Source organism: Pseudomonas sp. R2-7-07, from assembly GCF_003852355.1.
Lineage (GTDB): Bacteria > Pseudomonadota > Gammaproteobacteria > Pseudomonadales > Pseudomonadaceae > Aquipseudomonas.
Genome location: NZ_CP027759.1, coordinates 1,464,837 through 1,486,835 on the forward strand (window position 1 = coordinate 1,464,837; position 21,999 = coordinate 1,486,835).

The window sequence follows — 21,999 nt, forward strand, 5'->3', positions numbered from 1 at the left end:
TAGTCCTTGCCTCGCGATCCCCAGCCGAAGGCTGGGGAAAACGTATCTGTGATGGAATTTCAAAAGACATGAGCGACCAACAACTCGACCCGCAAGCCCTGCAACAGGAAGAAAACTCCCTGATCGCCCTGCGCAAGGAAAAGCTTGCTGCCGAGCGCGCCAAGGGTAACGCCTTCCCCAACGACTTCCGCCGCGAAAACTACTGCGATGCCTTGCAGAAGCAGTACGCGGACAAGACCAAGGAAGAGCTGGCAGAAGCGGCGATCCCGGTCAAGGTGGCGGGTCGCATCATGCTCAACCGTGGCTCGTTCATGGTGATCCAGGACATGACCGGGCGTATCCAGGTCTACGTCAACCGCAAGACCCTTTCCGAAGAAACCCTGGCCTCGGTGAAAACCTGGGACATGGGCGACATCATCGCCGCCGAAGGCACCCTGGCCCGTTCCGGCAAGGGCGACCTGTATGTCGAAATGACCAGCGTACGCCTGCTGACCAAGTCGCTGCGCCCGCTGCCGGACAAGCACCACGGCCTGACCGACACCGAGCAGCGCTACCGCCAGCGCTACGTTGACCTGATCGTCAACGAAGACGTGCGCCAGACCTTCCGCGTGCGTTCGCAAGTCATCGCCCACATCCGCAGCTTCCTGATGCAGCGTGACTTCCTCGAAGTGGAAACGCCGATGCTGCAGACCATCCCCGGTGGTGCCGCAGCCAAGCCGTTCGAAACCCACCACAATGCGCTGGACCTGCCAATGTTCCTGCGTATCGCGCCGGAGCTGTACCTCAAGCGCCTGGTGGTTGGCGGCTTCGAGAAGGTGTTCGAGATCAACCGCAACTTCCGTAACGAAGGCGTCTCGACCCGACACAACCCTGAATTCACCATGTTGGAGTTCTACCAGGCCTACGCCGACTACGAAGACAACATGGACCTCACCGAAGAACTGTTCCGTGAGCTGGCGCAGCTTGTTCTCGGGACTACCGACGTGCCGTACGGCGACAAGGTCTTCCACTTCGGCGAGCCGTTCGTGCGCCTGTCGGTGTTCGACTCGATCCTCAAGTACAACCCTGAGCTGACCGCCGATGATCTGAACGACATCGACAAGGCCCGTGCCATCGCCAAGAAAGCCGGCGCCAAGGTGCTGGGCTTCGAAGGCCTGGGCAAACTGCAGGTGATGATTTTCGAGGAGCTGGTGGAGCACAAGCTGGAACAGCCGCACTTCATTACCCAGTACCCGTTCGAAGTGTCGCCGCTGGCCCGTCGCAACGATGACAACCCGAACGTCACCGACCGTTTCGAGCTGTTCATCGGTGGCCGCGAAATCGCCAACGCCTATTCCGAGCTGAACGACGCGGAAGATCAGGCCGAGCGCTTCATGGCCCAGGTGGCCGACAAGGACGCCGGCGACGACGAAGCCATGCACTACGATGCCGACTTCGTACGTGCGCTGGAATACGGCATGCCGCCAACCGCCGGTGAAGGTATCGGCATCGACCGCCTGGTGATGCTGTTGACCAACTCGCCGTCGATCCGCGATGTGATCTTGTTCCCGCACATGCGGCCACAAGCGTAACCGTAGCGAAATCCGAAGCCGCCTTTTATAAGGCGGCTTTTTTATGTGGCGTGTACTCGCGTCAAGCAAACAGCGCCAGGTTTTGTTCTATTCAAGGATGTGTGTGGTGAACCGCGTAATGGCTCAAGAAGGCGCCGCCGGCATTGCCGCTGCCGTGGCTGAAAGCGTCCAGTACCAAGGCCGCAAGGCCAGCCGCCGGGGCAGTGAACAACGCCGGCAAGACATTCTCGATGCGGCCATGCGCATCGTGGTCCGCGAGGGGGTCCGTGCCGTGCGCCACCGGGCGGTGGCGGCGGAGGCCGGCGTACCGTTGTCGGCGACCACCTACTATTTCAAAGACATCGATGACCTGCTCACCGACACCTTTGCCCAATACGTCGAGCGCAGCGCTGCCTTCATGGGCAAACTGTGGGTACGCAACGAAGGCCTGCTGCGCGAGATGGTCGCCTATGGCGATGGCAGCCCGGCGTCGCGTTCGCAGCTGGCCGATGACATTGCGCGGCTGACCGCCGACTACGTGCAGCGCCAACTGGCCAACCGCCGTGAATACCTGATGGCCGAACAGGCCTTCCGCCAGGAAGCCTTGTTGAATCCGCGCCTGGCCGAACTGGTACGCTCCCACCAGCAGATCCTGTTGCAGGGCACCGGGCAGTTTTTCCAGGTATTGGGCTCGCGCGAGCCGCAACAGGATGCCAAGGTGTTGACGGCGATTATCAGTCGGATGGAATATCAGGGCCTGTTGGGCGGCGCAGAGCCTCTGACCGGTGACGAGATGCTGGAGATACTCAAGCGTTACATGCACCTGGTATTGGCTTCGGTCTGATACCAGCAAGGCCACGTTTAAAGAGGAAGCACCGGGTGGACGATTACCAGCAGACGATACGCACCTTGTCCGATCGCATTGTGCTGGCGCAAACGCCGATCCGCGTCCTCGACGCCGTGAAGTGGGACGAGAATATTCGCCAGGGCTTTCTCAAGGCCAAGGGCAAGGCCATGCCCGCCGTGGATCGCGATTACTACCTGAACCGCCCGTTGTCGTTCGACTCCAGTGCGGTCAAGCTGGAATTCCAGAACATCGAGCGCGACATCACCCGCCGCCTCGGCCAGTTCAGCCCGGTAGGGCAGATCATGCGCCGTATGTGCCGGGAGTACCGCATGGTCGTGCGTATGCTCGAAGCCCGTGGCACCGAGGATTTCGGCCTGATTTCCCAGGAACTCTACGGCGCCGCGTCCGACGCCTTCCACGCCGGTGACCCGACCCTGGCCGACCTGGGCCTGATGCTCTCGGACTACCTGAACAATATCGACGGCCGTGGCGACCTCAAGGACGAAGCCAAGACCTTGACCGCCAAGGACGCCGTCGCCTTGCTGCAAACGCGCTTGAACAAAGTGTTCGGCGAGGCCGAAGAAACCATCCGCGTGTTCGAATCCGATGGCATCGTCGCCGACGCGGCGGCGGGCGCCGACTACATCAAGATCCGCGCCGACGCGATGTTCAACGACCGTGACGTGCGCGCCCTGGAAGTGCACGAAGGCCTGGTGCATGTGGGCACCACTCTCAATGGCCAGAACCAGCCGATCTGCACGTTCCTGTCCAAGGGCCCACCCTCATCCACCGTGACCCAGGAAGGCCTGGCGATCCTGATGGAGATCATCACGTTCGCCTCCTACCCCAGCCGGCTGCGCAAACTGACCAACCGCACCCGCGCCATTCATATGGTGGAGGAGGGCGCCGACTTCCTGCAGGTGTTCGAATTCTTCCGCGAGCAAGGCTTTGAAATGGCTGAAAGCTACGGCAACGCCAGTCGCGTGTTCCGTGGCTCGGTGCCCACTGGCTTGCCGTTTACCAAGGATCTGTCCTACCTCAAGGGCTTTATCATGGTCTACAACTACATCCAGTTGGCCGTGCGCAAGGGCAAGTTGGAGCAAGTGCCGTTGTTGTTCTGCGGCAAGACCACGCTTGAAGATATGCGCACCTTGCGCCAACTGGTCGATGAAGGCCTGGTGGTGCCGCCCAAATACCTGCCCGAACAGTTCCGCGACATGAACGCACTGGCTGCGTGGATGTGCTTCTCCAACTTCCTCAACCATTTGAGCCTGGACCGCATCGAGGCGGACTACTCCAATATCCTGTAAGGATGCTGGCTATTTTCAACTCACCCACGAGGCTTCAACGGATGAGAATCCTCGGCATTCTTTGCCTGCTACTCACATTGAACGGCTGCAGCTCCCTGCTGTTCTACCCGGAGCCCGGCCTGCCGTTCACGCCGCAAAAAGCCCACCTTGCGTACCGCGACGTCACCCTCACCACCGCCGACGGCGTAAAGCTGCACGCCTGGTGGCTACCCGCCAAGCCCGGCGTGCCACTCAGAGGCACGGTGCTGCACCTGCACGGCAATGGCGGCAATCTGGCCTGGCATCTGGGCGGGAGTTGGTGGTTGCCGGAGCAGGGCTACCAAGTGCTGTTGCTCGACTATCGCGGCTATGGGCTCTCCGAAGGCAAGCCGTCATTGCCGGCGATTTATCAGGATGTGGACGCCGCGTTCAGTTGGCTCGATCAGGCGCCCGAAGTCCGCGGCCAGCCGCTGATCGTCCTTGGCCAGAGCCTGGGCGGTGCGTTAGCCGTGCATTATCTGGCGGCCCACCCCGAGCGCCAGTCCCGGCTCAAGGCCCTGGTATTGGATGGCGTGCCCGCCAGTTATCGTGACGTGGGACAATTTGCCCTGAGCACGTCCTGGTTAACATGGCCGTTGCAGGTCCCTCTGTCCTGGCTGGTGCCCGACGCCGACAGCGCGATCAACGCCATGCCCCGACTGACTGGCGTGCCCAAGCTGCTGTTTCACAGCCTGGATGATCCGATCGTGCCCTTGGCCAACGGTATCCGCCTGTACCAGGCGGCACCGGCGCCCAGGGTGTTGCAACTGACGCGAGGTGGGCATGTGCAGACATTTGCCGACAAGACCTGGCAAACCGTGATGCTGCGTTACCTGGATGACCCGCTGCACTTCAACGGCCTGCGGCGTCTCGGCGAAATCCCGAATTATCCCCTACCTGAAGCTGACCCATCAGAGAGCCCGCAATGAGTGAAGAGCGCAACATGATCCCGCTGATTCTCACTGGCATCGGCACCATCATCGGTACTGTCGGTTGCCTGTGGTACTACGGCTACCTGCACTTCGCCAAGCCGGAGGATGCGCTGTTGCTCAGCGATTTCACGATGCTCAAGACCGTGCCGGGTGAGGACTACAAAATCTCGTTGACCCCTGCCGCTCAAGTGGCACAGTGCATTGATGGCGTATTGGTGATGTTCGACACACCGACCAGAAAGGCCTGAGTGGCGTGCTGGTGAATAACAAGAAACAGGCAGTGCGGTGCATTGGGCAGGAAACTCCGCAGTTGCAGCAGTGAAATATGCCTCCCTACCGTGGGAAACCACCCTCGTCTTTACAGATTATTGATTTCACGCGTGTCAGCCCCTGAGCCGGGCGGAACCATCCTGGCCCACCCACCACTGATTATGCACTGATTGGCAAGGCTGATCGGTCCATTAATTCACAGGTTGGGGTTAGCATTTATGACAGGAATCAACGGTATCTCGGGCGGCGCAAACATGGGCGGCATGGGCGGCACAGGTGGTGTGGGCGGTGCAGGCAATGGCCAGGGAAGCTCCCAAGGCCTCGACCGGCAGATTAAGGATGTACAAAATCAAATTCAGGAACTTAAAACTAAAGGTGCTCAAGGCAACCAGGGAAATAGCGGTGCCGGTGGTGAAGACCCCCTCAAGGCATTGGAGGAGCTGCTGAAGAAGCTGCTCGCACAGAAGGCAGGTGGCGCGCAGGGCGCTCAAGATGCCCAGGGTGGTCAAGGCGCGGAAGATGGCCAGAGCGGCGGGCAGGGCGCGGGCCAGGGCCAGATCCAGCAGCCGGACTATCAAGGTTCAGGCCAGATCGGCGGCTGATCAAAGCCTCTGAGAAAAACCGCCCATAGGGGCGGTTTTTTATGATCCAGATGTCCAGTCGCCGCTCTCGGCAGGAATGCCTGGAACCTTATTTCGTCAGATACCACACAAGGCGTTGTCACTCACACGGTTTGAGGCGAGGATGGAATTCAAGATTCCAGTACTGGAAAATATGCTGATCATGGCAAGACAGCACCTGGCGCTCGAAGAGGAAGCCGCTCGCCGGTACAAGCGCGATGGCCAGATGGATAAGCCGCCGGGTGCGCAGATTCAAATGCCGGCTGACGATACCGGTCGAACCGTCCAGTTCGACGAGCCCAAAAAAAACCCACCATGAGGTGGGTTTTTTTATGCCGCTTCAATCCATCAGTTAGCGACGGAAGAACGTGGCTTGACCGGTTGGTTGTCGTTGGAGATGGTCACTTCAACGCGGCGGTTCATTGCACGGCCCGATACGCTGCCGTTGTCGGCAACCGGGTATTCCTTGCCGTAGCCCTGGGTCACGATGCGCGAGATATCCACGCCTTGCTGTGCCAGTGCACGTTGCACGGAAGCCGCGCGGCGCTCGGACAGGCTCTGGTTGTACGAGTCGGAACCGGTGCTGTCGGTGTAGCCTTCGACGATCACTTTACGGTCCGGGTTGTCGCGCAGAAACTGAGCCAGCTTGGTGATATTCACCAGGCCGCTGGACTTCAGGTCGGATTTGTTGGTGGCGAACAGTACGTCACCAAAGGTCACCAGGGTGCCGCGATCGGTTTGCTTGGCGTTCAAGCTGTCTTGCAGTTGCTTGATCTGCGCGTCACGGGCGTCCAGCAGGGCGCGGGCACGTTCGTCGCCAGCGTTTTTCAGCTTGGCTTCGGACTCACGCAGAGAAATGGTGTCTTTGGCCACTTCTACACGCTGGTTGGTCAGGTAAGCCAACTGGTCGACTTTCTTCTCGTCTTCCTTGTCGCGGTAGGCCTTGTCTGCCTTGTCCAGCCACTCGCTGGCGTCTTTGGTTTCCAGCGCCGCGAGCTTGGTAGCCTGTGGATTGGTTTGCAGGGCCGTGAAATTGGTCCGTGCGTTTTCCAGATTTGCGTTCGGCGGGGTGGAGCAGGCTGCCAAGGCAACGCTCATCGCCAACAGGGCAGGGATCATCAATTGTTTACGCATAGTCGTGTCGTCCTTTTAATTCGATATCAGGTGCGATGCAGTCAAGGGGCAGCGGCTTACTTCTGCTGGATAGCAGCCGGGCGCATGCCTTCCTTACGCAACTCGTCAACTGCTTTCTGGGAATCCTTCACCGCTTGCTCAGCCTTGGCAGCCTGGGCTTTACGCTCAGCGACACGAGCGTCCCACTCGGCTTGTTCAGCCAACTGACGCGCTTTGTCGTAGTTCTTGTCGTGCATGGCGATTTCGGCTTCTTTGAGCTTGTCCTGGGCCGACTTCATTTCCACGGCTGCAAACTCGGTACCGCCGGCGCTGACCGCGCTGTTGACCGCAGATTGGGTCACTGCGTATTGCTCGGTCGGCGGGTTACCGGCACAGCCAGCCAGAACGAAGCTGGTGCCGATTGCCAGCGCGGCCAATTTGAGCCCGCGCAGGTGGTTAAACGAGGATTTGGCAGTGCTGGTCTTCATCGTCTTCAACTCCATTGGATAACTCCTGAAAAATCCATCTTGGCGTTCGTTTGCGGGCCCGGCGGTTAAGCACATGACGCCAGTTCAAACGAGCGTTCCAAGTGATGGCTTACTGGCTGTGACCGGATGCTTTTTTCAAAAGTTCAGCGGAGATGGCGATTTGCCTAAAAAAATATCTGACTGAATGGTCAGTATCAGAAAATTGGAACTTTCACCCCGCGCAGTGGTACCCCGGGCCGCTGAAAGGCCCGGAATACAGGGGTTGAATCGGTTTGAATAAGGGGAGATCAGTGCTGCGGTTCGTCAGCACTCGCAGATAAATCATGCAGATAGCGGCGCGACAACGTCAGAAAGCGCGGTGTGGGCCCGACGTCTTCATACAGCGGATCGCCTTCCTCATCGGTGGCAATCACCTGCTGGCCCTTGACGTAGGGAAAGCTGGCTTCCAGCTCTTCGAGGGCGGCGCCGATCAATTCGCCAAGCAGTTCTTCGGTGTGGCGCTTGGGGTACATTTCGGCAAGGGCGGCCAGCCGCGCGGCGGCTTCTACGTCCAGATGAATCGCGTATTGGGTTTGGGTCAGTCGACCCTTGGCGGTTTCTTCCCAATGCTGGGGCAGGTCTTGAATTTTCATGGCAACCTCAATAATGAGTGACCAGCCACCGGTGTGGATAACCCGGCGCCTTAACCTTGAGACTAGCTGCAAGCCGCAAGGTTTAAAGTGTCTTGTCAGAAAGCGCCGCCGACGGCACTCTGGAACACCTGCGCGTCCCGGATTTCTGGCTGGAGATTGGCTGATGAGTGATATCGATGCACGCTTGCGTGAGGATGTTCACCTGCTGGGTGAACTGTTGGGCAACACCATTCGAGAGCAATACGGCGATGCTTTTCTCGACAAGATCGAGCAGATCCGTAAAGGCGCCAAGGCTGACCGGCGCGGCGCGGGCGCTGAGCTCAGCGCGAGCCTGAATCAGCTGCAGGAAGATGAACTGCTGCCTGTAGCGCGGGCCTTCAACCAGTTCCTCAACCTGGCCAACATTGCCGAGCAGTACCAGTTGATTCATCGGCGCGATGAATCGCAGCCGGCGCCCTTCGAGTCCCGTGTGCTGCCGGAGTTGCTGGCCCGTCTGCAACGCGAAGGCCACAGTGACGAATCCCTGGCCCGCCAATTGGCGCGGCTGGAGATCGAGTTGGTCCTCACCGCCCACCCCACCGAAGTCGCGCGCCGCACGCTGATCCAGAAATATGACGCGATTGCCGCGCAACTGGCGCTGCAGGACCACCGTGACCTCACCAGCGCCGAACGCGAGCAGATCCGTGAACGCTTGCAACGCCTGATCGCCGAGGCGTGGCACACCGAAGAAATCCGCCGCGTCCGGCCCACGCCGGTGGATGAAGCCAAATGGGGCTTTGCGGTCATCGAGCATTCGTTGTGGCAGGCGATTCCCAATTATTTGCGCAAGGCCGACCAGGCCTTGCACGCCGCCACCGGTTTGCGTCTGCCGCTGACGGCCGCGCCGATTCGATTTGCCTCGTGGATGGGCGGCGATCGGGACGGCAACCCGAATGTCACGGCGCCGGTCACCCGCGAAGTGCTGCTGCTGGCGCGCTGGATGGCGGCGGATTTGTATCTGCGCGATATCGATCAGCTCGCCTCCGAGCTGTCCATGCAGCAGGCCAGCCCGGCATTGCAGGCTCAGGTGGGGGACAGCGTCGAGCCTTACCGCGCCTTGCTCAAGCAACTGCGCGAACGCCTGCGCGCCACGCGCCAATGGGCCCATGCCGCGTTGAGTGGCCCTGCACCGGCACCGGCGCAGGTGTTGCAGGACAATCGCGACCTGCTCGGCCCCTTGGAGCTGTGCTATCAGTCGCTGCATGAGTGCGGCATGGGCGTGATTGCCGATGGTCCGTTGCTCGACTGCCTGCGCCGCGCCGTCACGTTCGGCCTGTTCCTGGTCCGCCTGGATGTGCGCCAGGATTCCACGCGTCACTCGTCGGCCATGACCGAAATCACCGATTACCTTGGCCTGGGTCGGTATGAAGACTGGGACGAAGACACGCGCATCAACTTCCTGAGCAAAGAACTGACCAATCGTCGACCGCTGCTGCCGGGTTATTTCAACCCGTCGGCGGACACCGCTGAGGTGTTGAACACCTGCCGCGAAATCGCCGCTGCACCGGCCGCATCGTTGGGCTCCTATGTGATTTCCATGGCCGGCGCCGCATCGGACGTGCTGGCGGTGCAGTTGCTGCTCAAAGAGTCGGGCGTACAGCGGCCAATGCGCGTCGTGCCGCTGTTCGAGACCCTGGCCGACCTGGATAACGCCGGGCCGGTGATGGAGCGACTGTTGCAACTGCCGGGCTATCGCGCGCGGTTGCATGGCCCGCAGGAAGTGATGATCGGCTATTCGGACTCGGCCAAGGACGCAGGCACTACCGCCGCCGCCTGGGCGCAGTACCGGGCACAGGAACGGCTGGTGGATATCTGCCGTGAGCAACAAGTGGAATTGCTGTTGTTCCACGGTCGTGGGGGCACCGTCGGCCGTGGCGGTGGCCCGGCGCATGCGGCGATCCTGTCGCAGCCGCCGGGCTCGGTGGCGGGGCGGTTCCGCACCACCGAACAGGGCGAGATGATCCGCTTCAAGTTTGGCCTGCCGGATATCGCCGAACAGAACCTCAACCTCTACCTGGCGGCGGTACTCGAAGCCACGCTGTTGCCACCGCCGCCACCGGAGCCGGCCTGGCGTCATCTGATGGACGAATTGGCGGCCGACGGCGTCAGCGCCTACCGCGCGGTGGTGCGGGAAAATCCGCAATTCGTCGAGTATTTCCGCCAGTCCACGCCGGAGCAGGAGCTCGGGCGTTTGCCGCTTGGCAGTCGACCCGCGAAGCGGCGCGCCGGCGGTATTGAAAGCCTGCGCGCGATTCCCTGGATCTTCGGCTGGACCCAGACCCGCCTGATGCTGCCCGCCTGGCTCGGCTGGGAAGCGGCATTGAGCAAAGCCCTGGAGCGCGGCGAGGGTGAATTGCTGGGGCAGATGCGCGAGCAGTGGCCGTTCTTCCGCACGCGCATTGATATGCTGGAAATGGTGCTGGCCAAGGCCGACGCCGATATCGCCCGCCTCTATGATGAGCGCCTGGTGCAGCCCGACTTGCTGCCATTGGGTGCGCACTTACGCGACCTATTGTCGCAGGCGTGTGACGTGGTACTTGGCCTGACTGGCCAGTCGCAGCTGTTGGCCCACAGTCCGGACACCCTGGAGTTCATCCGCCTGCGCAACACCTACCTCGACCCCTTGCACCTGCTGCAGGCCGAATTGCTTGCTCGCTCGCGCCAACGCGAAGCGGCGCAGGACAGCCCTCTGGAACAGGCGCTGCTGGTGTCCGTCGCCGGTATTGCCGCCGGTTTGCGCAACACCGGTTGAGGTTTTTCGCCTGTTCTCAATAGCTTGCGAATCAACCGCGACGACCGCCCTGAAACGGGCGGTCGTTGTTTGAGGGGGTAGGTTGCGCCCAGGCAAACCCTTTGGCTGACGCATGCCTGGCGCGGGTTTCTGCTACTTTTGGCGGCTTGTGTGGTAAGGGCCTGCTGTGTATCTTGATCAGCCTTTGGCCGTTTGATCGGCCTGGAACCACATTTTTACGAGATTGGCCCCACGCGGCGAATCCGAGCGTCATCTCTATAAAAAATTGAGGAGCACATCGATGCGCGTCATTCTGCTGGGAGCTCCCGGGGCCGGTAAAGGTACTCAGGCAAAGTTCATCACTGAAAAATTCGGCATTCCACAAATCTCCACCGGCGACATGCTGCGCGCGGCCGTCAAGGCCGGCACCGAGCTGGGCCTGATCGCCAAGAGCGTGATGGACAGCGGCGGCCTGGTCTCGGATGACCTGATCATCAACCTGGTCAAGGAACGCATCAGCCAGGAAGACTGCAAGAACGGTTTCCTGTTCGACGGCTTCCCGCGCACCATTCCCCAGGCTGAAGCCCTGGTGAAAGCGGGCGTCGAGTTGGACGCGGTGGTCGAGATCGCGGTTGAAGACGAAGAAATCGTCCAGCGTATCGCCGGTCGCCGCGTTCACGAAGGTTCGGGCCGCGTGTACCACATCGTCTACAACCCGCCGAAAGTGGCCGGCAAGGACGATGTCACCGGTGAAGACCTGGTGCAGCGCAAAGACGACACCGAAGAAACCGTGCGTCATCGCCTGTCGGTCTACCATTCCCAGACCAAGCCGCTGGTGGATTTCTACCAGAAGCTGTCCGCTGCACAGGGCAAGCCTAAATACAGCCATATTCCTGGCGTCGGCTCCGTGGAAGCGATCACTGCCAAGGTGCTGCAAGCACTGAGCTGATGCGTTGATCGGCTGCATTCACAACGGCCCGCTTGCGGGCCGTTGTTGTTTATACTGGCGCACTTTTTTTCGACTTGGACACCCACACCCATGAGCACCCTGCTGGCCCTGGACACCGCGACTGAAGCTTGCTCCGTGGCCTTGCTGCACGACGGCAAGGTAACGAGCCACTACGAGGTGATCCCGCGGCTGCACGCGCAGAAGCTGCTGCCCATGATCAAGCAATTGCTGGAAGACGCCGGAACCAGCCTGGCCGCCGTGGATGCCATCGCGTTCGGCCGTGGCCCCGGCGCGTTTACCGGCGTGCGGATTGCCATTGGCGTGGTGCAGGGCCTGGCGTTTGCGTTGGAGCGTCCGGTATTGCCGGTCTCCAACCTCGCGGTACTGGCCCAACGTGCGCTGCGTGAGCATGGCGCCACGCAAGTGGCGGCGGCGATTGATGCGCGCATGGACGAAGTCTATTGGGGCTGCTACCGCGAGAGTGCCGGTGAAATGCGCCTGGTTGGCGTGGAAGCCGTGCAAGCGCCGGAGTCATCGGTACTGCCCGATGATGCCAGCGGCGACTGGTTCGGTGCCGGGACTGGCTGGGGCTATGGCGAGCGTATGGGGGTGCAGCTGGCGAATCAGGACGCTGCGATGCTGCCCCATGCCGAAGACCTGCTGACCCTCGCACGCTTTGCTTTCGAGCGCGGCGAGGCGATTGCGGCGGATCTGGCGGCGCCGGTCTACCTGCGCGATAAAGTCGCACAGACCAAGGCAGAGCGAGGGATTATTTGACGCCAGAATTGCGGTAAATCTGCGGCAAATATCGCCAATCGTCAGAATTTGCACCGGGTTTTAAACCTTTTTCAAATTATGTGTTCTAGTTATCACCAGAGCATTTGCGCGCTACGGATCGCGCCACTAAAATGCCATTACCGATAGCGAGTTCGCGCCTATGCGTATTGATGGCTTTTCCTCACAGTCGTACCCAATCAAACGTAAGCCGCGTAAGGCTAACGTTACTGTGGACGACTCCGTCGAGGACTCGCCAGACTTCATTGAAGTCCACTCCGACGCGCAGCCCAGCACCCAAGCCCGCATCAGCGGTCTTCCCGCCCGTCAGCAAGACATGGTCTTCCCCCGCTCCATGAGCAAAAGCGTTGCAACTGCCCTGGCCAGCTACCTGACCACCGCCGGCTTTGTCGAATGGGATATGGAAGTGCTGGGTCTCGATATCCACATCTGATGCGTCTGCCTTACTACATCGGCTGCCCGTCCTGGAGTGAAAACGCCTGGCGAGAATATCTGTATCCCGCCGATGCACGCGCCAATGATTACCTTGCATTCTATTCCCAAGTCTTCAACGCGGTTGAGGGCAACACCACGTTTTATGCGCGCCCCTCGGTCGCCACGGTGCAGCGCTGGGCCGAGATCATGCCCGAGCACTTTCGCTTCACCGCCAAATTCCCGGGTGATATCAGCCATGCCGGTGACTTGCGCGAGCAGTTGCCGGCGGCGGAAAGCTTCGTCGGCTTGATGAGCCCCTTGGGCGAGCGCGTTTCGCCGCTGTGGCTACAACTATCGAAGGCTTTTACCCCGCAGCGCCTCGGTGAGCTGGCCGGATTCCTCGATGGCATCGATCGCCCACTGGCCGTTGAAGTTCGCCACGAAGAGTTCTTCGCCAAAGGCGAGGCCGAGCGTAGGCTGAACCGCCTGCTGCGCGATCGCGGTGTCGAACGCGTCTGCCTCGATCCGCGCGCGCTGTTCAGTTGTACCTCCACCTCGGCGGCTGTCCTGCATGCCCAATCGAAAAAGCCCAGGGTGCCTCCGCGCCCGGCGGCGCTGACTCTGTTTCCCCAAGTGCGCTTTATCGGGCATCCCGAGCTGGAAGCCAACGACCCGTTCCTGAAGCCCTGGGTCGAAAAAATCGCCAGCTGGATCGAAGAGGGGCGTACCCCCTATATGTTCCTGCACACCTCGGACAACCGCCTCGCCGCGCAATTGGCCTTGCGTTTCCACGACCAGTTGATGAAGCGTTTGCCAGGGCTCGCGCCGCTGCCGACCTTGCATCGAGAACCCGTCGCAGAGCAACTGGGGTTACTCTAGGGCTTCTTTCCCGCCAGGAGTCAGTCATGGATGCCCAAACCCTTCGCGCCGAAACCTTCAAAGCCTTGCACGAGCGCGACCGTGCCTTTGTCATGCCCAATCCGTGGGACGCCGGCTCCGCCATTATGCTTGCCAGCCTGGGCTTCGAAGCGTTGGCCACCACCAGCGCGGGCTTTGCGTTCAGCCTGGGACGGCCGGATGCGGAAGGCGCGCTGTCGCTGGAAGACACCCTGGGCAATGCCGGAGCCATTGTTCGGGCGACTTCGCTGCCAGTCGCCGCTGACTTGGAAAACGGCTTCAGCGACACCCCCGAAGGCTGTGCCCAGACCATCCTGCGCGCTGCCGCCACCGGTATCGTCGGCGGCTCCATCGAAGATGCCACCGGGGTTGCCGTCAATCCGATCTACCCCTTCGACCTCGCCGTCGAGCGCGTCGAGGCTGCCGTTGCCGCCGCCCGCAGCCTGGGGTTTCCCTTCACGCTGACGGCTCGTGCAGAAAACTTTCTGCACGGTCGCCCGGACTTGCCCGACACCATTCGCCGCCTGCAAGCCTACGCCGAAGCGGGCGCCGATGTGCTGTATGCGCCGGGCCTGCGCAGTGCCGAAGAGGTGTTGGCGGTGGTCAAGGCCGTCGCGCCCAAGCCGGTGAATGTATTGATGTCCGGTGGCCTGAACCTCAGCGTCGCGCAGTTGAACGAACTGGGCGTGCGGCGCATCAGCGTGGGCTCGGCCCTGGCCCTGGCGGCCTATGGCGAGTTTTATCGGGCGGCGCAGGAAATCTACGGATTGGGCACCTTTACCTTTACCGAGCGCAAGATGCCGTTCGACCAGGCCAATCGATTCTTCAAAGGCTAAGCGGTGCGGTCGATCAGGTGGATGGGCGCGTTGCTGGTGCTCGGCGGCGCGCTGGCCGTGGGCGTATGGCGCGGCTGGGTGCCGTTGCCCCATGAATGGAACCCATGGGCGCCGCTGGATGTGCGCGTCAGTCCGAACCTGTTGACGCGCTACAAACTGGGGCGGCTGCAGGATGATCCCGCGCTGTGCGACCAGGTGCTGACAACCTCGGGGTTGCGGGTGAGCCATCAGGCCGACTCGCGCGCCGACGCCGCTTGCCCCCTGCGCAGCACGTTGAGGGTACAGGGCGCAGAGGTTGGCTTGAGCAGCAGCTTCCTGGCCAGTTGCCCACTGGCGGTAGCGTTTGCCCTGTTCGAGCGCCACAGCCTGCAACCGGCGGCTCAGGCGATATACGGCCAAGCGGTGACGCGGGTCGATCACCTGGGCAGTTTTGCCTGTCGCAATGTCTACAACCGCGCCGAAGGCCGACTCAGCCAGCACGCGTCGGCCAATGCATTGGATATCGCCGGGTTTCGCCTGGCTGATGGGCGCCGTATCAGTGTGCTCAAGGACTGGCCGGGGCAGGGCGCTGACGCGCGATTTTTACGTCAGGTGCGTGACGGCGCGTGTCACGCTTTCAATGGGGTGTTGAGCCCCGACTATAACGCCGCGCACCGTAACCACTTCCATCTGGATATGGGCCGCTGGTGGATGTGTCGCTAAGCGTCAGGCGGCCAGGCGCAGGTTGTTGGCGATCAGCGGGCGTGCCCAGTGGTAGTCAAAATCCAGGGCCTTCTGTTGTTCTGCCAGATCCTGTTCGGTGAACGGCGTCGCGGCTGGTGGCAACAAGTCCAGCTCGAACTCGGCAATCGGCAAGTGCAGCGGGCGGGGTTGCGGCGCCGGGCCCGGCTCAGCGACGGGTTGACCCGCATTCAGCACAATCGGGCGTACCCAGCCGCTTTCGAAATTCTGTTGGCGTTGCTGGGCGATGATGTCTTCATCAGGAAATGGCGGCGCTGCGGGTGGCAGCAACTCGGTCTCGAGTTCGGCAATCGGCAGGAACAGCGGCTCAGGCGGGGCGATCACGGTGTCTTTTACGTCGCACTCGCGCTGGGTGAGGATCTGCGCGAGCAGGTCGGCGCCTTCGCTGGGTTCCACCGCCGGGTCTTTCGGTGCAGTCGCCGTGGCGGCCAGCGCGCCCGGCGTGGCACCGAGCTGCTCGGCCAGGGCGCGGGCGAAGAAGTCCTGCCACACATGGCTCACCCCGGCCAGCGCTTGAGTATTGCGCAGGCCGTAGTGGTTGTGGGTCGGCAGTACACCGATAGTTAGGGGAAGAATGTCTGACATTTTTTTCGGTCGACGCTCAGCTCTGGCAAAATACCTGACTGTTGTTTTTATCGGCCGGTGTTTGCCGATCCTTAATATTTTTGAGCGTAGCGATTGATGAGCGAACAACCAGCGGCCAGCCGCATTCGGGTCGAGGCTTTGGCCGAAGGATTCCAGGCCCGCGCCGAGCAGTGGGCGGCGCTGCTTGGCTTGCCTGTGCAACTCGATGATGCGGATTTTTCCCTGCAAGTCGGGGAACAAGGCCTGCAGTTGCAACAGCTCGGGCCTGACGCGCCAGGGCCGGTGCGGGTCGACTTTATCGAAGGCGGCGCAGCGCACCGGCGGCTGTACGGCGGCGGCAGCGGGCAGATGATCGCCAAGGCCGTGGGCATCGCCCAAGGCGTTCGCCCGCGCGTGCTCGACGCCACGGCGGGCCTGGGCAAGGATGCCTTCGTGCTGGCCAGCCTGGGCTGCGAGATGAGCCTGGTCGAGCGCCAGCCGTTGATCGGCGCCTTGCTTGAAGATGGCCTGGCACGCGCTGCAGAGGATTTTGAAGTGGCGCCGATCGTGGCGCGGATGCAGCTGCTCAAGGGCAACTCCATCGAGGTGATGCTCAATTGGGCAGGCGAGCCGCCGCAGGTGATCTACCTTGACCCGATGTTCCCGCATCGTGAGAAAACCGCCCTGGTGAAGAAGGAAATGCGTCTGTTTCGGCCACTGGTCGGCGATGACCCTGACGCACCGGCCTTGCTCGCAGCGGCGTTGGCCCTGGCCAGCCACCGTGTGGTGGTCAAGCGCCCGCGCAAGGCACCGTGCATTGAGGGGCCCAAGCCGAGCCATGCGCTGGAGGGTAAATCCAGTCGGTACGATATTTATCCTAAAAAAGCACTCAAGCCCTGAGCTTTAAGCTGCAAGCGCGCTGAACTTGGCGCTTGCAGCTAACCACTTGCCGCTGCCCCTCGCCCATATGCCCGCATAAACAACCCCACCACCTCCTGCACATGCGCCTCGGCGTCCGCCTCGCTCAATTGCCCGCCACAGCCATACAGCAGACGGAAGTTCGCCGTGCCTTTGAGCAGGCAAAAGAAGTGCTCGGCCGCCTTGAAGGGTTTGTCGATGCTCAGGGCGCCACTCTCGTCGATTCGACTGAGCAGACGCTCCATGCCCTGCAACATGCGCATGGGCCCTGCTTCGAAGAAGATCTGCGAGAGTTTCACGTCCTGATTGCCGGTCGTCATCATCAGGCGATGCAGGTTCACCGACTCCTCGCTGTTGATCAGCCGATGAAACCCGCGCGCGATATTCAGCAGCACCGTTTGCACCGGCATCGCTTCGGGCAGTTCGAAATACATCACCGGCAATTGTTCCTCGCACTTGGCGACGACAGCGGCAGTGAACAAGGTTTCTTTGTCGGTGAAGTGGCTGTAGACGGTCAGTTTCGACACCCCCGCTTCAAGGGCCACAGCGTCCATGCTGGTACTGGCATAGCCATTGCCCAAAAACAGAACTTTGGCGGCGTCGAGGATTGCCTGGCGTTTTGCCATGTCCTTGGGGCGCCCGGGGCTATTGGTGTTTATAGGATTGTCGGACATTTTCACCTTTAATACTGGACTGGTGAGTTTGGTATTAATAACATACCGGCCAGTATAATTATTCCTAGCTTCATTTGCGAAAGGTCCTACAGCATGCGCAGCACTTTCCTGCCCCTTGCGTTGCCTGTCAGCTTGGTCTTCCTGTTAGCCGCCTGCGGCCACGAAGACGCGGTCCAAACCATCCTTCGCCCGGCCATGGTGGTGCAACCCCAGCCTTCGGCGCAGGCGATGGACAGCTATCCAGGTGAAGTGCGCGCCCGCTATGAACCGGATCTGGCCTTTCGCATCGGTGGCAAAGTCAGCAAGCGCCTGGTGGAAGAGGGCGAGCGGGTCAAGGCCAACCAGCCCCTGGCAGAGCTCGACCCCCAGGATGTGCGCCTGCAACTGGAAGCCTCCCGTGCCCAAGTGGCGGCTGCCCAAGCCAACCTGAGCCTGGTGCGCGCCGAGCGTGACCGCTACAAGACCCTGATGGAGCGTCAGATGGTTAGCCGGTCCCAGTACGACAATTCTGAAAATCTTTATCGAGCCGGTGAGGCACGTCTCAAGCAGATCAGCGCTGAATTCGACGTGTCCAGCAACCAGGCCGGCTATGCGGTGCTGCGTGCGCCCCAGGACGGTGTCGTCGCCAGGCGCGCGGTTGAAGTCGGCCAGGTCGTTTCCGCTGGCCAAACCGTGTTCACCCTGGCCACCGATGGCGAGCGTGAAGTGTTGATCAGCCTGCCTGAGCAAGGCTTCGGCCGTTTCAAGATCGGCCAGCCGGTGTCGGTTGAGCTGTGGAGCCAGCCGGATCAACGGTTTGCCGGGCGCATTCGCGAGCTGTCGCCCGCCGCCGACCCGAAGTCGCGCACCTTCGCTGCGCGGGTGGCGTTCACGGGCGGTAAAGTCCCGGCGGAACTCGGCCAGAGCGCCCGCGTATTCATACAGGTCGACGGTGTGATTCCACTGTCGGTGCCGCTGTCTGCCCTGAGTGCGGAGAACGGCGCGTCGTACGTCTGGCGTGTGCAGCCGGACAACACCCTCAAGCGCACACCCGTGCGCATCGGCGCGTTTGGCGAGAAGACCGTGCCGGTACTCGAAGGCCTGGCGCCCACCGACTGGGTGATTGCGGCGGGTGTGCATGTGCTCCATGAGGGGCAGCAAGTGCGCCCGGTGGATCGCGCCAACCGTGTGGTGAATCTGGCGGCCAAGGAGTAGTCCCCGATGGGTTTCAATCTTTCCGAGTGGGCGTTGCGTAATCGCCAGATCGTACTGTTCCTGATGATCCTGCTGGCGGTGGTCGGCACTTTGTCCTACACCAAGCTGGGGCAAAGCGAAGACCCTCCCTTCACCTTCAAGGCCATGGTGATCAAGACCAACTGGCCTGGGGCCACGGCCCAGGAAGTTTCACGCCAGGTCACCGAGCGCATCGAGAAAAAACTGATGGAAACTGGCGAGTACGAACGCATTGTCTCGTTCTCGCGGCCCGGCGAATCCCAAGTCACCTTCATCGCTCGTGATTCCATGCACTCGGCGCAGATTCCCGAGCTGTGGTACCAGGTGCGCAAGAAGATCAGCGATATCCGCCAGACCTTGCCGCCGGATATTCAGGGGCCGTTTTTCAACGATGAGTTCGGCACCACGTTCGGCAATATCTACGCCTTGACCGGCGACGGTTTCGACTACGCCGTGCTCAAGGACTACGCCGACCGCATCCAGATTCAGCTGCAACGGGTGCCGGACGTGGGCAAGGTTGAGCTGCTTGGCCTGCAGGACGAAAAGGTCTGGATCGAGCTGTCCAATCTCAAGCTCGCTACCCTCGGCCTGCCAATGGCCGCTGTGCAGCAGGCGCTGCAGGAGCAGAACGCGGTCTCCACCGCAGGCTTCTTTGAAACCCCGACCGAACGGGTGCAGTTGCGGGTGTCGGGTAACTTCAAGAGCGTGGAAGAGATCCGCAACTTTCCGATTCGGGTGGGCGAGCGAACCTTCCGCATCGGCGATGTGGCCGATATTCACCGTGGTTTCAATGACCCACCGGCACCGCGCATGCGCTACATGGGCGCCGACGCCATCGGCCTGGCCGTGGCCATGCGTGACGGCGGCGACATTCTGGTGCTGGGCAAGGCCCTGGAGCGTGAATTCGCACGATTGCAGAAGAATCTTCCGGCGGGCATGGAGTTGCGCAAGGTCTCCGATCAACCGGCAGCGGTGAAAACCAGTGTCGGCGAATTCGTCCAGGTGCTGGCTGAAGCACTGGCCATTGTGTTGCTGGTGAGCTTCTTTTCCTTGGGCGTGCGCACCGGCATGGTGGTGGCGTTGGCGATTCCGTTGGTACTGGCGATGACTTTCGCCGCCATGTACTACCTCGGCATCGGCCTGCACAAAATCTCCCTGGGCGCCCTGGTATTGGCCTTGGGTTTGCTGGTGGATGACGCAATCATCGCTGTGGAAATGATGGCGATCAAAATGGAGCAGGGCTACGACCGGCTCAAGGCCGCGAGTTTCGCCTGGACCAGCACCGCGTTCCCGATGCTCACCGGTACCTTGATCACGGCGGCGGGCTTCCTGCCGATTGCTACCGCGCAATCGAGTACTGGCGAATACACCCGCTCGATCTTTCAGGTGGTGACCATCGCTTTGCTGGCGTCCTGGGTTGCCGCCGTGGTGTTCGTACCATATCTGGGCGAAAAGCTCCTGCCGGACCTGGCGAAGATTCATGCGGCCAAACACGGCACCAACGGTCCTGACCCTTACGGCACGCCGTTCTACCAGCGCGTAAGACGATTGGTGGAGTGGTGCGTACGTCGGCGCAAGACGGTGATCGTCCTGACGCTGCTGTTGTTTATCGGCTCGGTTGCATTGTTCCGTTTCGTGCCGCAACAGTTCTTCCCGGCCTCCGGTCGCCTGGAACTGATGGTCGACCTGAAACTGGCCGAAGGTGCCTCCCTGAGCAACACTGCCGAGCAGGTCAAACGCCTCGAAACCTTGCTCAAGGAACACGCTGGCATCGGCAATTACGTGGCCTACGTGGGCACCGGTTCACCGCGCTTCTACCTGCCACTCGACCAGCAACTGCCGGCGGCCAGCTTCGCGCAATTTGTGGTGCTGGCCAACACCATCGAAGAGCGCGAAAGCCTGCGCACCTGGCTGATCGAAACCCTGAATGAACAGTTTCCCGAACTGCGTTCACGCGTCACTCGCCTGGAGAATGGCCCGCCGGTGGGCTACCCCGTGCAGTTTCGCGTGACCGGCGAGCACATCGAAGAAGTCCGCGCCCTGGCGCGCAAGGTGGCGACCAAGGTGCGCGAGAACACCCACGTGGTCAATGTGCATCTGGACTGGGAAGAGCCGAGCAAAATCGTCTACCTGAATATCGACCAGGACCGCGCCCGAGCACTGGGCGTGAGCACCGCCAATCTGTCGAAATTCCTGCAAAGCTCCCTGACCGGCAGCACCGTCAGCCAGTACCGGGAGGATAACGAGTTGATCGAAATCCTCCTGCGCGGCACCGTTCACGAACGCACTGAGTTGTCGCTGCTGCCCAGCCTGGCCGTACCCACCGACAACGGTAAAAGTGTGGCCTTGGCCCAGATTGCAACCCTTGAGTATGGCTTTGAGGAAGGCATCATCTGGCACCGTAACCGTTTGCCTACGGTGACCGTGCGCGCCGATATCTATGGCAAGGAACAACCGGCGACGCTGGTCCAGCAGATCCTGCCGACCCTTGAAGGCGTGCGTGCCGAGTTGCCTGACGGCTATTTGCTGGAGGTCGGTGGCACCGTGGAAGACTCTGCGCGCGGACAGAACTCGGTGAAGGCCGGCGTGCCGTTGTTTATCGTGGTGGTGCTGACCTTGCTGATGCTGCAACTGCGCAGCTTCTCACGCACCGCGATGGTGTTTCTGACTGCGCCCTTGGGCCTGATCGGCGTCACCCTGTTCCTGCTGGTGTTTCGTCAACCGTTTGGTTTCGTGGCGATGCTCGGCACCATCGCCCTGTCGGGGATGATCATGCGCAACTCGGTGATATTGGTCGACCAGATCGAACAGGACATCAAGGCAGGACTGGCGCCCTGGCAGGCGATCATTGAAGCCACGGTCCGACGCTTCCGGCCGATCGTGCTGACCGCACTTGCTGCGGTACTGGCGATGATTCCACTGTCGCGTAGTGTGTTCTTCGGGCCGATGGCGGTGGCAATCATGGGCGGGTTGATTGTGGCGACGGCGTTGACGCTGCTGTTTCTACCGGCGCTTTACGCCGCGTGGTTCAGGGTCAAGCGGCAATGATTGGAATCTTCGCAAGGAACGTTTCTTAAGGTTTCGCCACTCATGGACTACCTGATTACAGGTATTCAGTCCGACGGATTTCACGCCGTCGGGCCGGATCTCAAATCTGATGATTCAAGGAGTGTCCAATGGGATTTTTCATCGGCAAATCGTTGAGCGTTTCTGTCAGCAGCAGCTTCGGCGGCGGTAACTGCGCAAAACCCAAGCCACCTGCAAATGACTGTAATGACAAGTGCAAACCCCAACCCGCCTGCGAGATCGGTGGCGGTGGTGGTGGCTCGATCAAGTTCGGCGTAGGCGTGATGCCGCTGGGTGCGGTGATCTTTGGCGGGCTGGCCGGCAAGCTGTTTTGACGGTGCAGTGAGCGGCTCCCGAGCAGGTGATCTTCCCCGCCTGCTCGG

22 protein-coding genes and 1 pseudogene are annotated in these 21,999 nt (G+C 61.1%); 18 read left to right on the forward strand and 5 right to left on the reverse strand.

Annotated features, from left to right (window positions below; all coding sequences use genetic code 11):
- Window positions 1-68: 68 nt before the first annotated feature.
- From lysS to C4J86_RS06555, 7 genes and pseudogenes are all read left to right on the forward strand, one after another.
- Entirely contained in the window at window positions 69-1,571 is a 1,503-nt protein-coding gene (lysS, locus tag C4J86_RS06525) for a lysine--tRNA ligase (protein ID WP_124369851.1), read from the forward strand.
- Between the two features lie 106 nt (window positions 1,572-1,677).
- Window positions 1,678-2,394 (forward strand): TetR/AcrR family transcriptional regulator, encoded by a 717-nt coding sequence (locus C4J86_RS06530; RefSeq protein WP_124366085.1) that lies wholly within the window; start codon window positions 1,678-1,680, stop codon window positions 2,392-2,394.
- A gap of 35 nt (window positions 2,395-2,429) precedes the next feature.
- Complete coding sequence (locus tag C4J86_RS06535) at window positions 2,430-3,707, forward strand: flavohemoglobin expression-modulating QEGLA motif protein (RefSeq protein ID WP_124361575.1); 1,278 nt, start codon at window positions 2,430-2,432, stop codon at window positions 3,705-3,707.
- A 41-nt stretch (window positions 3,708-3,748) separates the two neighbouring features.
- Complete coding sequence (locus C4J86_RS06540) at window positions 3,749-4,654, forward strand: alpha/beta hydrolase (RefSeq protein WP_124369852.1); 906 nt, start codon at window positions 3,749-3,751, stop codon at window positions 4,652-4,654.
- Window positions 4,651-4,979: pseudogene (locus tag C4J86_RS06545) on the forward strand (hypothetical protein). The gene C4J86_RS06540 and the pseudogene C4J86_RS06545 overlap by 4 nt, the downstream one beginning before the upstream one ends.
- Window positions 4,980-5,145: 166 nt before the next feature.
- On the forward strand, window positions 5,146-5,529 hold the full coding sequence (locus C4J86_RS06550) for a hypothetical protein (RefSeq protein WP_177412740.1): 384 nt from the start codon (window positions 5,146-5,148) through the stop codon (window positions 5,527-5,529).
- 142 nt (window positions 5,530-5,671) lie between these two features.
- On the forward strand, window positions 5,672-5,866 hold the full coding sequence (locus C4J86_RS06555) for a hypothetical protein (RefSeq protein WP_124369853.1): 195 nt from the start codon (window positions 5,672-5,674) through the stop codon (window positions 5,864-5,866).
- A 29-nt stretch (window positions 5,867-5,895) separates the two neighbouring features.
- Here the strand turns inward: C4J86_RS06555 and C4J86_RS06560 are convergent, their stop codons facing one another.
- From C4J86_RS06560 to C4J86_RS06570, 3 genes are all read right to left on the reverse strand, one after another.
- Window positions 5,896-6,681: an OmpA family protein gene (locus C4J86_RS06560; RefSeq protein WP_104501912.1), complete on the reverse strand. Its 786-nt coding sequence runs from the start codon at window positions 6,679-6,681 to the stop codon at window positions 5,896-5,898.
- A 56-nt stretch (window positions 6,682-6,737) separates the two neighbouring features.
- Window positions 6,738-7,163, reverse strand: coding sequence for a DUF4398 domain-containing protein (locus C4J86_RS06565; RefSeq protein ID WP_124361579.1), 426 nt, complete (start codon window positions 7,161-7,163; stop codon window positions 6,738-6,740).
- A gap of 272 nt (window positions 7,164-7,435) precedes the next feature.
- Entirely contained in the window at window positions 7,436-7,780 is a 345-nt protein-coding gene (locus tag C4J86_RS06570) for a pilin assembly protein (protein WP_124369854.1), read from the reverse strand.
- A gap of 163 nt (window positions 7,781-7,943) precedes the next feature.
- Here C4J86_RS06570 and ppc point away from each other — a divergent pair, with 163 nt between their 5' ends.
- From ppc to C4J86_RS06605, 7 genes are all read left to right on the forward strand, one after another.
- On the forward strand, window positions 7,944-10,571 hold the full coding sequence (ppc, locus tag C4J86_RS06575) for a phosphoenolpyruvate carboxylase (protein ID WP_124369855.1): 2,628 nt from the start codon (window positions 7,944-7,946) through the stop codon (window positions 10,569-10,571).
- A 280-nt stretch (window positions 10,572-10,851) separates the two neighbouring features.
- A complete protein-coding gene (gene adk / locus C4J86_RS06580) occupies window positions 10,852-11,499 on the forward strand; it encodes an adenylate kinase (RefSeq protein ID WP_124369856.1) in 648 nt (215 codons plus the stop codon).
- A 90-nt stretch (window positions 11,500-11,589) separates the two neighbouring features.
- Window positions 11,590-12,276, forward strand: a complete 687-nt coding sequence (gene tsaB, locus C4J86_RS06585) for a tRNA (adenosine(37)-N6)-threonylcarbamoyltransferase complex dimerization subunit type 1 TsaB (protein WP_124369857.1) — start codon at window positions 11,590-11,592, stop codon at window positions 12,274-12,276.
- Between the two features lie 160 nt (window positions 12,277-12,436).
- Window positions 12,437-12,727 (forward strand): hypothetical protein, encoded by a 291-nt coding sequence (locus C4J86_RS06590; RefSeq protein WP_124361584.1) that lies wholly within the window; start codon window positions 12,437-12,439, stop codon window positions 12,725-12,727.
- Complete coding sequence (locus C4J86_RS06595) at window positions 12,727-13,587, forward strand: DUF72 domain-containing protein (RefSeq protein WP_124369858.1); 861 nt, start codon at window positions 12,727-12,729, stop codon at window positions 13,585-13,587. The genes C4J86_RS06590 and C4J86_RS06595 overlap by 1 nt, the downstream gene beginning before the upstream one ends.
- A gap of 26 nt (window positions 13,588-13,613) precedes the next feature.
- Entirely contained in the window at window positions 13,614-14,441 is an 828-nt protein-coding gene (locus C4J86_RS06600; RefSeq protein WP_124369859.1) for an isocitrate lyase/phosphoenolpyruvate mutase family protein, read from the forward strand.
- Between the two features lie 21 nt (window positions 14,442-14,462).
- Window positions 14,463-15,143, forward strand: a complete 681-nt coding sequence (locus C4J86_RS06605) for an extensin family protein (RefSeq protein WP_124369860.1) — start codon at window positions 14,463-14,465, stop codon at window positions 15,141-15,143.
- A 3-nt stretch (window positions 15,144-15,146) separates the two neighbouring features.
- Here the strand turns inward: C4J86_RS06605 and C4J86_RS06610 are convergent, their stop codons facing one another.
- Window positions 15,147-15,767, reverse strand: a complete 621-nt coding sequence (locus C4J86_RS06610) for an energy transducer TonB (RefSeq protein ID WP_124369861.1) — start codon at window positions 15,765-15,767, stop codon at window positions 15,147-15,149.
- Between the two features lie 96 nt (window positions 15,768-15,863).
- Here C4J86_RS06610 and C4J86_RS06615 point away from each other — a divergent pair, with 96 nt between their 5' ends.
- Entirely contained in the window at window positions 15,864-16,646 is a 783-nt protein-coding gene (locus C4J86_RS06615; RefSeq protein ID WP_124369862.1) for a class I SAM-dependent methyltransferase, read from the forward strand.
- Window positions 16,647-16,684: 38 nt separating this feature from the next.
- Here the strand turns inward: C4J86_RS06615 and C4J86_RS06620 are convergent, their stop codons facing one another.
- Window positions 16,685-17,338: a TetR/AcrR family transcriptional regulator gene (locus C4J86_RS06620; protein ID WP_124369863.1), complete on the reverse strand. Its 654-nt coding sequence runs from the start codon at window positions 17,336-17,338 to the stop codon at window positions 16,685-16,687.
- A 93-nt stretch (window positions 17,339-17,431) separates the two neighbouring features.
- Between C4J86_RS06620 and C4J86_RS06625 the strand changes: the two genes are divergently transcribed.
- The 3 genes from C4J86_RS06625 (at window position 17,432) to C4J86_RS06635 (ending at window position 21,951) form a co-directional block, all read left to right on the forward strand.
- Complete coding sequence (locus C4J86_RS06625) at window positions 17,432-18,532, forward strand: efflux RND transporter periplasmic adaptor subunit (protein WP_124369864.1); 1,101 nt, start codon at window positions 17,432-17,434, stop codon at window positions 18,530-18,532.
- 6 nt (window positions 18,533-18,538) lie between these two features.
- Complete coding sequence (locus tag C4J86_RS06630; protein WP_124369865.1) at window positions 18,539-21,598, forward strand: efflux RND transporter permease subunit; 3,060 nt, start codon at window positions 18,539-18,541, stop codon at window positions 21,596-21,598.
- Between the two features lie 128 nt (window positions 21,599-21,726).
- Complete coding sequence (locus C4J86_RS06635) at window positions 21,727-21,951, forward strand: hypothetical protein (RefSeq protein ID WP_124369866.1); 225 nt, start codon at window positions 21,727-21,729, stop codon at window positions 21,949-21,951.
- Window positions 21,952-21,999: the final 48 nt, after the last annotated feature.